General features: G+C 70.1%; 11 protein-coding genes. 6 read left to right on the forward strand and 5 right to left on the reverse strand.

Annotated features, from left to right (window positions below; genetic code table 11):
• Window positions 1–240: 240 nt before the first annotated feature.
• Window positions 241–1,056, forward strand: a complete 816-nt coding sequence (locus ACFFQA_RS22135) for a hypothetical protein (RefSeq protein WP_377855283.1) — start codon at window positions 241–243, stop codon at window positions 1,054–1,056.
• A gap of 223 nt (window positions 1,057–1,279) precedes the next feature.
• Window positions 1,280–4,405, forward strand: coding sequence for a beta strand repeat-containing protein (locus ACFFQA_RS22140; protein WP_377855286.1), 3,126 nt, complete (start codon window positions 1,280–1,282; stop codon window positions 4,403–4,405).
• A gap of 157 nt (window positions 4,406–4,562) precedes the next feature.
• Here ACFFQA_RS22140 and ACFFQA_RS22145 read toward each other — a convergent pair whose 3' ends face one another.
• Together ACFFQA_RS22145 and ACFFQA_RS22150 are read right to left on the reverse strand one after the other, a co-directional pair.
• Complete coding sequence (locus ACFFQA_RS22145) at window positions 4,563–5,417, reverse strand: diguanylate cyclase domain-containing protein (protein WP_377855289.1); 855 nt, start codon at window positions 5,415–5,417, stop codon at window positions 4,563–4,565.
• A gap of 108 nt (window positions 5,418–5,525) precedes the next feature.
• Complete coding sequence (locus ACFFQA_RS22150) at window positions 5,526–9,233, reverse strand: glycoside hydrolase family 2 TIM barrel-domain containing protein (protein WP_377855291.1); 3,708 nt, start codon at window positions 9,231–9,233, stop codon at window positions 5,526–5,528.
• A 108-nt stretch (window positions 9,234–9,341) separates the two neighbouring features.
• Between ACFFQA_RS22150 and ACFFQA_RS22155 the strand changes: the two genes are divergently transcribed.
• The 3 genes from ACFFQA_RS22155 to ACFFQA_RS22165 are packed head-to-tail and all read left to right on the forward strand — an operon-like array spanning window position 9,342 to window position 10,548.
• Window positions 9,342–9,914 carry a hypothetical protein gene (locus ACFFQA_RS22155; RefSeq protein ID WP_377855294.1) on the forward strand — a complete coding sequence of 191 codons (573 nt, stop codon included), beginning with the start codon at window positions 9,342–9,344 and terminating at the stop codon, window positions 9,912–9,914.
• A gap of 32 nt (window positions 9,915–9,946) precedes the next feature.
• Window positions 9,947–10,144: a ribbon-helix-helix protein, CopG family gene (locus ACFFQA_RS22160; protein ID WP_377855297.1), complete on the forward strand. Its 198-nt coding sequence runs from the start codon at window positions 9,947–9,949 to the stop codon at window positions 10,142–10,144.
• On the forward strand, window positions 10,141–10,548 hold the full coding sequence (locus ACFFQA_RS22165; protein ID WP_377855300.1) for a type II toxin-antitoxin system death-on-curing family toxin: 408 nt from the start codon (window positions 10,141–10,143) through the stop codon (window positions 10,546–10,548). The genes ACFFQA_RS22160 and ACFFQA_RS22165 overlap by 4 nt, the downstream gene beginning before the upstream one ends.
• On the opposite strand, the gene ACFFQA_RS22170 is transcribed toward ACFFQA_RS22165, so the two are convergent.
• Window positions 10,533–10,973 carry a MarR family winged helix-turn-helix transcriptional regulator gene (locus tag ACFFQA_RS22170; protein WP_377855304.1) on the reverse strand — a complete coding sequence of 147 codons (441 nt, stop codon included), beginning with the start codon at window positions 10,971–10,973 and terminating at the stop codon, window positions 10,533–10,535. The two genes, ACFFQA_RS22165 and ACFFQA_RS22170, sit on opposite strands and share 16 nt — an antisense overlap.
• Window positions 10,974–11,072: 99 nt before the next feature.
• Here ACFFQA_RS22170 and ACFFQA_RS22175 point away from each other — a divergent pair, with 99 nt between their 5' ends.
• Window positions 11,073–12,062 (forward strand): SMP-30/gluconolactonase/LRE family protein, encoded by a 990-nt coding sequence (locus ACFFQA_RS22175; RefSeq protein WP_377855307.1) that lies wholly within the window; start codon window positions 11,073–11,075, stop codon window positions 12,060–12,062.
• On the opposite strand, the gene ACFFQA_RS22180 is transcribed toward ACFFQA_RS22175, so the two are convergent.
• Together ACFFQA_RS22180 and ACFFQA_RS22185 are read right to left on the reverse strand one after the other, a co-directional pair.
• The gene (locus ACFFQA_RS22180) at window positions 12,063–13,007 is read right to left on the reverse strand and encodes a ribose-phosphate diphosphokinase (protein WP_377855309.1); all 945 of its coding nucleotides are present in this window, start codon (window positions 13,005–13,007) and stop codon (window positions 12,063–12,065) included. It lies immediately after the preceding gene.
• Window positions 13,008–13,057: 50 nt separating this feature from the next.
• Window positions 13,058–13,459, reverse strand: a complete 402-nt coding sequence (locus ACFFQA_RS22185; protein WP_377855312.1) for a PPOX class F420-dependent oxidoreductase — start codon at window positions 13,457–13,459, stop codon at window positions 13,058–13,060.
• Between the last annotated feature and the right edge of the window lie 58 nt (window positions 13,460–13,517).

Below are 13,517 nucleotides of genomic sequence, written 5' to 3' on the forward strand. Positions count from 1 at the left end.
ATGCCCTGCCGCGCATTCTGTTGATCACCTGCGAATTCCAAATCGGGTTGCGTCCGATCTTTGGAAAACCGCGTGACCTGGACCACAATCGCCTATTAACTCGATGGTGGGATAAAGCGCCTGGGAACTCGCGTCCGGCGTTGCCCGCCTGCCAGAGTTCAGCCCGTCGACGTTGAGTGCGCAATCCGGCACACAACGTGTAACGGCTCCCAGACACTGCACAACCGGCGGAGGAAGCACGTGACCAGCAACCAGAGCGCGAAGACGGGGGGTGGCCGCGTGCGTCGGCTGCTGACCCGTGCGCTCCTGGTTGCCGGCACCGCGGCCACCGGCTGGCTGGTCGCCTCTGGCACCGCCGCCGCTGCCGACGCTCCGCTGCTGCCGGCTCCGCTGGAGGGCGTCGTCGACACCGTCGACGCCACCGCCAAGCCGGTCGCGGACACCATGGGAACCGTCACCGACACCACCCGGTCCACCGTCGCCGCCGTGGTCGAGCAGGTCGTCACCGCGCCCAGCAAGGCTCGCAGCCTCGCTGAGCAGGACGACACCGCGCTGCACGGCGCCGTCGAGGGACTGGCGGGCTTGCTCAAGCCCAAGCAGGAGAACCTCATCGACGTTCCCTCCGCCGTCCTGGAGACGCTGACCGGCTCGGCCCGCGCGGCCACCGCCACCGTCCAGGACGCGGGTCCGGCCGAGGCCGACCCGGCGAACCCGCCCAAGATCGGCGGACCGGCGAAGAACGACGTCGAGCACACCTCGGCGGTCCTGCCCGCGGCCGTGGTTCCCCACGGTCCCGCGACGGCGGCCGACGCCGAGCGCACCGCACCGAAGAAGGACGGCCCGGAGACCCCTCGGTTCCCGCTGCCCTCCGCTCCGGTCCAGGTTCCCGGTTCCTGCTCGTGCCTGCACGACGGGACCGGCACCGGTGGCTTCAACGTGGGCGGCTTCCTGTCCGCGGGCCACAACCTCGTCGTGCGTGGGCAGGCGCTGAGCGCCGCTGCCCTCCACCGCATGGCCGCCGCGACTGCCAAGCAGCCCGGCACCACTCCTGACTGAATCTCCCCGCGCGGCCAGCGGCAGGTTGATGCCTGCGCCGCCGGGTGAGTCTTTCTGACGCCCTCGTGCGCACATCTCCTCCTTCGCTAGTGGCCGCGCCAACAGCCCGGTGGGCATCCGCCCATCACCCCCAAGACATGGGTGGCTGTTTGCCCCGACGCGACAGCGTCCAGCCACCCGCCTAAAACCCCCGATTCCCGGGGACAACCAGAAGGAGATCCACATGCATTCCTGGGCGAAGCGCGGCATGAAGGCAGCGCTCCTCACCGGTGGGATGTTCATCATCGGCGCCGGTATCGCGCAGGCAGGCGAGGCTCAGGTCAACCCTGACGCCCCCACCACCCCGCTCGGCGGCAAGATCTCGATCCCGGTCAACATCGACAACAACGCGGCGGGTCTGCCGATCGTTGGCCAGATGGACCTGCCCAGCTTCAAGCGGGACGTGACCGTCGACGTGTCGTCGCTGGTCGGCGGCCTTCCCGGCGGCGAGGGCGAGAAGGCCACGGCCAAGAAGGCCGACAAGAAGGCCTACGGCCCGAACAAGAAGGCCTCGAAGGACGCGGGCAGCGTTCAGGACCCGTTCCGCGACAACAAGGTCGACGCTGACCTCATCGTCCCGGTCGACATCTCCGGCAACGCGGTCGCCGCGGGCGGCAACGTCGAGGTCGAGAACGAGTCGAGCTACAGCTCCAGCAACCCCGAGGTGATGGTTGCCGACGGCACCCACCAGGGGCTCGCCGGCAACGTCGTCGACGTGGACGCCCTCGCCCCGATCCAGCTGACCGGTAACGCGGTCGCCGCGGTCGGCAGCGCCACCACCTGGAACACCTCCAGCACCGACGTGCAGTCCGGCGGCTCGGCCGTCACCAGCGGCGAAGAGGGCTCCCTCTCCGGCAACGTCGTCAAGCCGGCCATCGCGCTGCCGATCCAGGGCTCGGGCAACGCCATCAGCGGTCTCGCCGGTGTGGCCGAGGCCAACAACCAGTCGGACATCTCGGCCGACGCCAGCGGCGACGTCTGCACCACGGGTGAGGACGGCACGCTGTCCGGCAACATCGGGCACGCCCCGGTCGCGCTGCCGGTGGAGCTGAACAACAACGCCCTCGCGGCGCTGGTCGGCACCTCCGACACCAACGGCACCACCTCCGCGACCGCCGTGGCCAACGGCGACCGCGACACCAACGGCCTCGACTCGCTCGGCGGCGGCAACGTGATCCAGCCGGGCCTGGGCGCGGACGCGCTCGTGTCGGGCAACTCGCTCAACTGGATCGGCAACACCGACGCCGACAGCGCGACGGAGACCTACTCCGAGGCGGCGGGCACCACGCACACCACGGGCTCCGAGAGCCTGGGCGCCGGTAACGTCATCGACGCGCCGCTGGCGCCGTCCGCGCAGGTCATCGCCGCCGCCGGTGGCTTCATCACCAACGCTGACGCCTACCACGAGCAGAGCACCTTCACCGGTGCCGGTGGCAACAGCTACACCCTGGGCGACGACTCGCTGGCCTCGGGCCTCGTGCCCAGCGCCCCGGTCGCGCTGCCCGCTTCGGTGGCGGCGCTCTCCGGTGGCCTCGTCGCCAACACGGACGCGCAGGCCGTGGACGAGGGCACCCACGGTGCCAGCGGCTTCGTCGGCACCCGCGGCAACGACTCGCTGCTCTCCGGTGACGCCGCGCAGGGCTCGGTCGCCCTGCCCATCGACGTGGACGGCACCGCCGGTGGCCTGGTGGCCAACTCCGACGCGGTGTCCAGCGACAACACCACCACCCACTCGGGTGGCGAGGTGTCCGCGGACGACGACGACGCGCTGGGCAGCGGCAACGCCGTCTCCGCGCCGATCGCCGGCCCGGTCGGCCTGTTCGGCAACTCCGGTGGCCTCGGTGCGCACGCCGAGTCCGTCGCGGACAACACCGACGTGGTCATCGCTGGCGACAACGTCAAGGCCAACGGTGTTGACGGTGGCGTCTCGGGCAACGCCGTTCACACCCCGGTCGCGCTGCCGGTCCAGGCGTTCGGCGACTCGCTCGGCTGGATCGTGGTCGGCGAGGCCGACGCCACGAACAACACCTCCTCCACCGCCGGTGGCGACGTCACCACCGACGGCACCGACGGCGTCATCACCGGCAACGGTGTTGTGCCGCGCGTTTCCGGCCCGGTGCAGCTGTTCGGCACCGGCCTCGGCCTGACCAACAACGTCGAGGGCACCGCGGACAACGTCACCGAGGTGACCACCGCCGGTGACAACACCACCGTTGGCGACAACGGCGGCATCGCGGGCGACATCGTCGACGTGCCGGTCGCGCTGCCCGTCCAGGCCTTCGGCGACGGCATCGGTGCCGGTGGCAACTACGACGGCACCGCCACCAACACCACCTCCTCGCTGGCCGGTGGCGACAACGAGACCAGCGGCGTGCACGGCACCGCCAACGGCACCGTTGCCTCCGTCCCGGTCGCGGGCGCCGGCCAGCTGTTCGGCGACGGTGTGGGCTTCATCGCCAACACCGCGGGTGCCGCGGACAACGTGACCTCCACCGCGGCCGGCGGCTCCACCGCCACCAACGGTGTGAGCAGCTTCCTCGGCGGCGACATCCTGACCGCGCCCATCGCGCCGGTCGTGCAGGGTGACGGCGTCGCGGGCTCGGTCGGTGGCACCTCGGACGCGCTGTCCGTGGGCGACGCCGCTGCGGTCGCCGGTGGCGACTACGTCACCGCTGGTGACAACGGCTCCGTCTCCGGCGTGATCGGGCAGGTCCCGGTCGCCGTCGCCGGTGAGGTCGTGGGCGACGCGGTGTCCGGCCTGGCCGTGACCGACGGCACCGGCAGCAACGCGGTCACCACCGTGGCCGGCGGCGCCGCCGAGACCAGCGGTGAGGACGGCGGCAGCCTGTCCGGCGTCAACGCCCTGCTGCCCGTCGCGGGCGAGGCCGCGATCTTCGACCTGCCCGTCGAGGTCGTTGGCGAGGCCATGGCCGAGGGTGAGCGCAACACCGCGGTTTCCGCCGGTGACCAGGCGTCCACGTTCGAGCTGCCGGTGACCGACAAGGCGCTGGGTGGCGGGCTGCTGAAGCCGGCCGAGCTGCCGAGCCTGTCCTCGCTGCCCAAGCTGCCCACCAAGGCGGGCGCCGCTCGCTCCGCCACCCCGCAGCTGCCCAACATGGGTGGCCTGCTCGGTGGGCTCGGCAAGGTCGCCCCGACCGGCAAGCTGGGCCAGCTGCCCAAGCTGCCCGCCGCGCAGCTGCCCACCCCGGGTGCCGCGCAGTCCCGCGCGTTCGACGCTCCGGCGCTGAACACCATCGACACCTCGGCCGTGACCGGCCTGGTCGGTGGCCTGGGTGGACTGAAGGGCTGATCCACGACAGGGGTTCCTTGAACATGTGGGTGCATTGAGGAACTCCTGAGCACTTCCGATTCCAGGCGAAGCCGGGAAGCTGAAAAGCTTCCCGGCTTCGTCGTGTTCTTTATTCGGAGTGTTTTCCCAGGGCGTAACCCAGGAGTGGAGAAAAGGGTCAGTGGTGGAGGCGCTTTTCGACGCAGTCGAGCACCGAGAGAAGTGACGCCTTGCCGTCACTGGTGACCCAGGAAACGCGGAGTTCCGGGCGCAGCGCGCGCCCCTTGCCCATCCGCACCGGGCGGTCCGCGAGCTCGCGGACGCGGTCGGCGATGGCGGTTCCGTCACCGTTGGGGTGCTCGGCGACCACCGCGAACTCGTCGCCGCCGTAGCGGGCGACCGTGTGGTCCGCGCGCAGCCCCGCCCGGAGCCGGCCGCCGAGCACCGCGAGCAGCTCGTCGCCGTTGTCGAAGCCGTACTCGGCATTGACCTTGGCGAGGTGGTGCACGTCCACCAGCACCAGCGTTGTCAGCGTGCCGAGCGTCCGAGCCCTGGTCAGAGCCTGCTGGAGCCGGTCGAGCAGCAGCGCCCGCCCCGGCAGCCCGGTCAGCGAGTCCAGCAGTCCCCTGCTGTGCGGCATGTCGTCGTGCACCGGGTTGAGCTGGATCAGCACGCAGCCACGGCCGCGGTGCCGGACCGGGGTGAACTCCACCCAGAGCCGGGTGTGCGGCAGGCCGGCGTGCTCGACCAGCACGGCCAGCGACAGCTGCGCCCCGGTGCGCAGCACCTGCGCGCTCAGCTCACTGGGCTTGGGCAGCGGAGCCCCCGAGTCGTCGAAGGTCCGCCAGCCGTCCGGTCGCTTGCCGGAGAGCAGCTCCGACCGGCTCAACCCGAGCAGGCACCCCGCGAGTCGGTTCGCGGCAAGCACCTCGCCCCGTTCGTCCTGCAGCACCAGTCCCACCGGCAGCTCCGAGACGAGCTCGTCCCACACTGCGAGGGAGGTGGGTGCCGCCGTGTCCGCCTCAACGGTCATGGCCTTGCACCTTCCGCCGATCAGAGGCCGTTGCCGGGCCCCTCTGCTCTAAATCGGCTAGGGCAAGCGCTCCAGACACCACCCGAATGGGGGGTATCTGTGGTGCGATCAGCGGATTTGTCGGGGCAGACCGGTCCGCACCTCGTCCTGGGCCAGCGGTCGCAGCGTCAGCTGGTAGCCGTAGTCGCGGTCGGCGAGGACCTTGTACTGCGGCAGCAACGCGTTGGGGGTGTCGCCGACCCCGCTCGCGGCGTGGCCCGCGTGCAGCGTGGTCCAGCCCGCGTTGCGCTGCCGCTGGAACGGGTACTCCGCGCGGTCGGTGTCGTCGTAGCTGCTCACGCTCACGTCGTTGGTGCCCGCCACCAACAGCCCGCCGGTGCGCCCGTCGGTCAGCAGCGCCCAGCGGGTGTCGGTGTGGTTGCCGTTGTCCTGCGGCTTGTCGTAGCCGACCTGCTCGGCCTCCACCGTGCTCGTCCACACACCGATCGGAGTGCCGTCCCTGCGGTCGTTGTAGCTCTCCTTCTGGCGTCCGTACCAGGAGAAACGCTGGAAGTGGTCGGGCACTCCGATGGCCGTGCCGATCCTGGGCAAGTACGGCAGCGTCCGCATCCGCCCCTGCGGTCGCACGTCGGTGGCGAGGCGGATGGTTCCCGCGTTGTCCACCTCGTAGCGCACGGTCTGGGCGAAGGAGGCGTCGGTGACGCCTGGCGCCGCGACGGTGCTCCGGACCGTGACCGAGGAACCTTCGACCTGCACCGACTCCACCTTGGTCGCCAGCCGGTCGAGCCCGACCGCGCGCCAGTCCTTCGCCTCGGCGTAGTGCCAGACCAGCTCGTTGTCGATCGGCGCGCGCCACGCGTCCAGCCGCGGTCCTTGCTTCACCAGCTCGGTGCCGCCCGCGTTCATCGAGGTCAGCGTCCCGGAGCGGGTGTCGATGGTGTAGCGGAAACGATCACCGCTGAGCACCACGCGGTCCTGGTGCCGCTCCACCTCCGCCTGCCCGGTCGCGGGAGGCGGCGCCGCGCCGGGCACCACGGTGCCACCCGCGGCGAACTGGTCGTGCGCGAAGACCCGGCCACCGGGTTCGACCACCTCGGCGGTCAGCCTGCGCTCGACGTCGCCCGGGTTGGCGATCGAGGGGATGCCGACGCGGAGGGTCTCGCCGGGCTCGACGCCCAGCGGTTGGCGACCTTCGCGCAGCACGCGAGCGCCTTCGGTGATCCGCCAGCGCAGCTCCTTGCCCCGCACGGCGGCGAACAGCTGCTCGTTGGTGATCGACAACTGGCTGTCGCCGAAGGCGAAGCGCAGCGGCTGGTGCACCCACGCGAGCTGCGCGGTCTCCGGCTGGAGCGTGCGGTTGGTGTTGACCAGCCCGTCCGCTCCGGACTGGTGCGCGCCGTAGGAGGAGTAGCGGCCCCGGTCCTCCAGCCGGTCGAAGTCCAGCGCGAGCACGGCCTGTCCCGTCGGATCGGCCGCCAGCTGCTCGGGGGTCAGCGCGCGGTCGTAGATCCGGACGTCGTCGAGCACGCCGTGCGCCATCCGGCCGTTGAAGTCCTGGTGCAGCTCGGGGTTGCGGCCGATGTTCACCGGGAACGCGGTGTTGTCGATCCGGCCGCTCCACGCGGTCTCGCCGACCTGTTCGCCGTTGAGGTACAGCCGCAGCACCGAGCCGTCGAACGTGCCGCTCACCCGGTGCCAGTTGCCGTAGAAATCCGCTGGTACGGGCGCGTAGACGGTGTGCCAGGAGCCGCCGCCGTGAACGTGGAACTCCAACGTTTTCTCGTTCTTGAGCTTCAGCGCGTACTGGTGGTCGCCCTTGGCGATCATGGTCAGGTCACCGCGCCACGCGGCGGGTTTGACCCACGCGTCCAGGGTCAGCGCCTCGGTGATGTCGAGCCTGCGGTCACGGTAGACCTCGACGAAGTCGTCCAGACCGGACAGGCTCAGCGCCTTGCCGCGGTGTCCGTCGACGAGGGCGGGCATGCCGCTGAGGTGCGCGGAGATCTTGTTCGGCGAGGAGTCCGGGGTGACGCGCAGCGGCAGCATCAGGTTCTGTTCCGCCCAGTCCCAGATGAAGCCGCCCTGCAGCACCGGGTTCGCCCGGATCGCCTCCCAGAACTCGCGGAAGTTGCCGAGGCTGTTGCCCTGGGCGTGCGCGTACTCCCCCATGATCACCGGCTTGGTGGTCCTGCGCCCCTGGTCGGCGAGCTTGGCCGGGGTCGGGTAGCGCGGCCCCCACACGTCGGCGTACGGCGCGTCCCCGTCGGGTGAGTTGGGCTGGTGGTACAGCGGCCGGCCAGGCGCGTTGCGCTTGGCCCACTCCGCCATCCTGTAGTGCGCGGCGCCGAGCCCGGCCTCGTTGCCGGTGTCCCACATGAAGACGCTCGGGTGGTTCTTGTCCCGTTCCACCATCGCGACGAAGCGCTCCAGGAACGCGTCCTGCCACTCGGGCTTGTCGGCGAGGCACTTGCTCGGGCAGGACTCCCGCGAGTGCGTCTCGATGTCGACCTCGTCGTCGATCCACAACCCGTGCCGGTCGGCGAGGTCGTAGAAGTGCGGGTCGGACGGGTAGTGCGAGGTGCGCACCGCGTTGACGTGCAGGTCCTTCATCAGCTTCACGTCGCGGAGCTGCTTGTCGCGCGGCTGGTGACGGCCGTGGTCGGGGTCGGTCTCCGCGCGGTTGACGCCTTTGAACAGCACGCGCTTGCCGTTCACCAGCAGCTGCCTGTCGGCGATGGTGATCTCGCGGAAGCCGACTGCCTCGCTGGTGGTGTGGCTGACCCGGCCGTCCGGAGCGAGCAGTTCGAGTACCAGCGTGTACAGGTTCGGAGTCTCGTCGGTCCACTTCGCCGGGTTGGTGACAGGCATGCTCAGCGCGAGTTCTGCCTGGTCAGCGGCCAGATCAACGGTTCCGGTGGTCTTCGCGACCTCGCGTCCGGCGGCGTCGTGCAGGCTCGCGTTCACCCGGTGCGCGCCGCTCGTTCCACCGGGTTTGCGGGCGAGTTCGACCTTCGCGTCCAGCCGGGCGTCGCGGTGGTCGGCGTCGAGGTCGGTGTGCACCGTGACATCGCGGACGAAGCTGCCCGGTGTCGCGTAGAGCCACACCGACCGGAAGATCCCGGAGTAGCGCCACTGGTCGACGTCCTCCAGGTACGCCCCGGCCGCCCAGCGGTGGACCTGCACGGCGAGGCGGTTGCGGCCCGGCTTGAGCGCGTCGGTGACGTCGAACTCCGCCGGGGTGTATCCGCCCTGGTCGTATCCGACGCGGCGGCCGTTGACCCAGACGAAGTAGCTGGATGTCGTGCCCTCGAAGCGCAGGAACGTGCGCTTGCCGGACCAGTCCGCGGGCAGGTCGAAGTCCTTGGCGTACGCGGCGGTCGGGTTCACGTCGCGCGGCACCTTCGGCGGGGTGTCCGGCACGATCTCCTCGGCGATGTTGCGGAAGATCGGGTGGTCCAGCCCGTCGGTCTGCCAGGTGTGCGGCACCCGCACGGTGCGCCAGGCCCGGACGTCGTAGTCGCTCGCGTGGAACCCGGCGGGCACCTTCTCGGGAAGATCCGCCATCTGGATCTTCCACTCCCCGTCGAGGCTGCGGGTCAGCGGTGTCCGCTCGTCGCCGCGCACCGCAGCCGCCCGGTCGGCGTAGGGCCGCAGCTCGGCGTGGTGCGGTTCCTGGCCCTCGCCGGTGATCCCGGGATTCTCCAGGTAGGAGTACACGTCGAGCTCGGGCGCTGCGGTCGCCGCCGGTGTCTGTCCCGCCGCCACCAGGGCGACTGACAACGTTGTCAGGAGAGCGGGGCGAGCCCAAGCGCGCATGTGAACCTCCACGCTGATGAACACAGACGCACACAGTCTTTCCAGATCAATCACAAACGCTCAATCCGCCACCGGTGTTTGTCAGGGTGCTCGGGTAGACAGGGATTCATGTCTCCGGATGATCTGCGCGCAGCTGTCGCGGCCTGCGTGACGGCGCTGACCTCCGTCGCCGACCAGGACTGGACCCGCCCGGCGGCAGGGCTGGACTGGACCTGCCTGCACACCGCCGAGCACCTGGCCGACGACCTGCTCTACTACGCGACCTCGCTCGCCGCCCGTGCGACCGAGCAGTTGAGGGTCTGGGGCAAGCTCGAAGAGGGCGCGACGAACGCGCAGGTCATCGAGGTGATCAGGGCGACGGGCGAACTGTTCGCGGTGGTCGCTGACGCGGCACCGGCTTCCGCGCGCGCCTTCCACCCCGCCGGGATGACCGACGCCGCCGGGTACCTCGCGATCGGCGTCGGCGAGGCGCTGCTGCACAGCCACGACATCTGCGCCGCGTTCGACGTCCGGCTGCGCCCACCCGCCGAGGTCTGCAGCCGGATGCTGGCCCGGCTGATGCCGCACGTGACCGAGGGCGGCGACCCGTGGCGGGTGCTGCTGTGGGCCACCGGACGAGGTGATCTACCAGGCAGGGAGCCGGTGTCGGAGTGGAGGTGGGAGATCCCGGTCAGGGACTGATACAGCTTGGTATCACCCGGTATCATTCGGGCATGGCGATGACTCTGCGGCTGACCGACGAAGAGACCGAAGCCCTGCGCCTGGCCGCCGAGCGCGAACGCAGATCGATGCAGGACATCGCGCGCAGAGCGATCCGCGAGTACGTCAACCGCCGCAACGCGACCAGGGACGCGGCGCTCGCCCGGATCGTCAGCGAGGACGCCGAGCTGCTCAAGCGGTTGGCGCAGTGATCGAGGACGCCCCCGCGGCGCCGATCGACTACCTGGACCTCGACGACCTGCTCGCCGCGGCGCAGGCCGCGCTCGGCCACGCTCCCGACGTGCGGGACTGGGGGTTGCTCGAAGCCGCACTGGCCAGGCCGAAAGCCGTCGTCTTCGGCGCGGACGCCTACCCGTCGCTGCACGAGAAGGCCGCGTCGCTGCTGCACTCCCTCGCCCGCAACCACGCACTCGTCGACGGCAACAAGCGGCTCGCCTGGGTCTCGACGAGGCTGTTCTACGTGCTCAACCAGCACGATCTGCGCGCGCCCTCGGTCGACGAGGGAGAGCGCCTCGTCGTCGACGCCGCGACCGGGAACCGGGACCTGCCGCAGATCGCCCAGGTCCTCGCGGAGTGGACTCAGTCCCTCGGCTGACGCGCCAGCACCTCTGAACACCGGGCGAGCAGCGCGCGCAGAGTCTGGCGCTCCTCGTCGCTGAACTCCTCCGAGAGCTGTCGCTCCACCGCGGACGCGCGCTCGTCCGCGAGCGCGAACGCCGTGCGGCCCGCCTCGGTCAGCCGGGTCTCCAGCACGTTGCGGTGCAGCTCGTGCGGCTCCCGCGCGATCAGCTCCGCCGCTTCCAGGTTCCGCAGGATCGTGGTCATCGTCTGCGGCGTGACCCGGCAGCGCCTGGCCAGCTCGGCCGCCGAGATGCCCGGCTGTTCGGCGAGCACGAGCAGCGCGGAGTACTGGGCGACGGTCAGGCCCGCCGGGCGCACCGCGACCTGCTTCACGCCCATCAGCTCGTGCTCGACGCGCTTGATGTCCGCGCCGAGACGCTCCCCAACCGGCATGCCCATGTCCTGATCGTACGAGGCCGCTCGCGACAAAGAGTATTGACGAGTATCAGTACTCTGATTACCTTAAGGATCCTTACTCAACTACGAGGGCGGATTGTGATGCGTCAACTGACCATTGCTCGGCGGTCCCTGCTCGCGCTCGCGATGGCCGCGTCCGCCGCCATCGCGAGCGCCCCGGGCGTGAGCGCGAGCCCGCACCGCTTACCCGGCGTCATCTCCGCCAAGGCGTCGAACCTGTTCCCCGAAGGCATCGCCTGGGACCCGCTGCGGCGGTCGTTCCTGGTGACCTCGCTGAGCGAGGGCACGATCTCGGTGGTCCGGCCGGACGGTCGGGTTCGCGCCTTCGCCGGGCATCCGACGATGGTGCAGACCTTCGGGGTGCACGTGGACGCCGCGCGCGGACGGGTGCTCGTTGCGTACGGCGACATGGGCACCGGCCACCGCTCCACGCCCGAGACGACCTACAAGTCTTCTGGCGTAGGGATTTTCGACCTCGCCAGCGGCAAGCCGCTGCACATCGTCGATCTCGCGATCGGGCCGGGGAAGCACTCCGCGAACGATCTGGCCATCGACCGCGCCGGCAATGCCTACGTCACCGACCCCGCATCGGACGCGCTCTACCGGATCGACACGCACGGGCGGCCGTCGGTGCTCGTCCGGGACTCCCGGTTGAGCAGCGGTGCCATCGGGATGAACGGGATTGTCTGGCACCCCAACGGTTTCCTGCTTGCCACGCGCTATGACACCGGCACGCTGCTGCGCATCCCGCTCGACGACCCCAGCCGCATCACCGAGGTTCGCCTCGACCGTCCGCTCGTCGGCGGAGACGGGCTCGACCTGCGGCCGGACGGCACGCTCGCCGTCGTCACGAATGCCTTCGGCGGCAACGGAAAAGTCGCCGTGAGCGTGCTGCGCGGCAACCGCGACTGGACTGAAGCCCGTGCGGTGCGACGGGTTGAGCCGTGGGCGGACTCGCAGCCGTCGACCATCGCCCGCAGCCCGTACGGCAGCTACGTCCTGGACGGTCGCATGGGCGTTCTGCTGACCGGGCAAGGCAATGCGGAGCGGTTCACCCTCCGCAGGCTGTGATCAGGGAGCGTCGAAGAGCGCGCTCACGGACTCGCCGTTGTGGATGCGGCGCATGGCCTCGGCCAGGGCAGGGGCGATCGAGAGGATCTTGAGCTTCGGCCCGCGCTCCTCGGCCGCGATCGGCACCGTGTTGGTGCAGACGATCTCCAGCACGTCGGGCTGGTCGCCGATCCGCTTGAGGGCTCCGCTGGAGAACAGCCCGTGGGTGCAGGCCACCCTGATGGACCGGGCACCGAGCTCGCGCAGCCGGTCGAGCAGTTCGAGCACGGTGCTGCCCTTGGCGATCTCGTCGTCGAGCACGATGATGTCGCGCCCGGCGACCTCGCCGATCACCGAGCTGATCTGGACCTTGTCATCGGCGAAGCGCTGCTTGGCGCCCGCGGCGACCGAGACGCCGAGCAGGCGGGCGAAGTGCGCCGCCTCCTTGGCGTTGCCCAGGTCCGGTGACACCACGGTGGTGTTGGACAGGTCGTACTGGCGGAAGTGCGCGGCGAGCTCGCGCAACGCGTGCAGGTGGTCGACCGGAACGCTGAAGAACCCGTGAACCTGAGGGGAGTGCAGGGTCATCGCCAGCACCCGGTCGGCCCCCGCCGTGACCATCAGGTCGGCGACCAGGCGGCCGCCGATGGAGATCCGGGGCGCGTCCTTCTTGTCCGAGCGGGCGTAGGAGTAGTGCGGCATGACCGCGGTGATCCGCCCGGCCGACGCGCCGCGGGCCGCGTCGAGCATCAGCAGCAGCTCGACCAGGTTCTCCTGCACGGGACGGACCAGCGGCTGGATCAGGAACACGTCGCGTTCGCGGCAGTTGGCCTGGAGCTGGACTTCCAGGCAGTCGTTGGCGAAGCGCTGGACCCGCACCGGGAGCAGCGGGACTTCGAGGTGGGCGCAGATCTCCGCCGCCAACTCCTGGTGCGCACTGCCGCTGAAGACCGCGATGTCCCGCACGAACGCTCCCTGTTCGACTGGCTGGGCACGCCAACCGCATGCTACTAGTCTCAGCCGACCTTCCTGCTCCTGATGCCGTCGACGCCGGGCTCGACACCCCAGCTGATGATCTTCTCCGGGTGGATCCTGATCAGCTCGGAGCTCATGCCCGGCGGAGGGTGCGGCACGTCGGTGACGGCCTCGGCGCGGCCGCGGATCTCCACCCCGCGCACCCGCCACGGCCGGGTCGACGCGATGTCGTCGACGACGAGCGCGGCCCTGCCGGTCGCGAGCACGTTGCGGAACTTGCGGCTCGATCCCATGGAGTAGCCGGCGATGTCGATCGTGGCGGTCCCGGTGTTGTAGTGGAATCCGACCGGGTTGTTCTGCACCGCCCCGCTCGCGTCGACGGTGGCCAGCCTGCCGAGGACCTGGTCGGCCAGGTAGCTGAGCTCGTGCTCGGTGAACGTCATGACCTCACGAAACAACCTGAACAAGAGTTGAGGTCAAGCTACAGTGTGCGCCGTGAAC

This window comes from Allokutzneria oryzae, assembly GCF_042429765.1.
GTDB classification, from domain to species: domain Bacteria; phylum Actinomycetota; class Actinomycetes; order Mycobacteriales; family Pseudonocardiaceae; genus Allokutzneria; species Allokutzneria oryzae.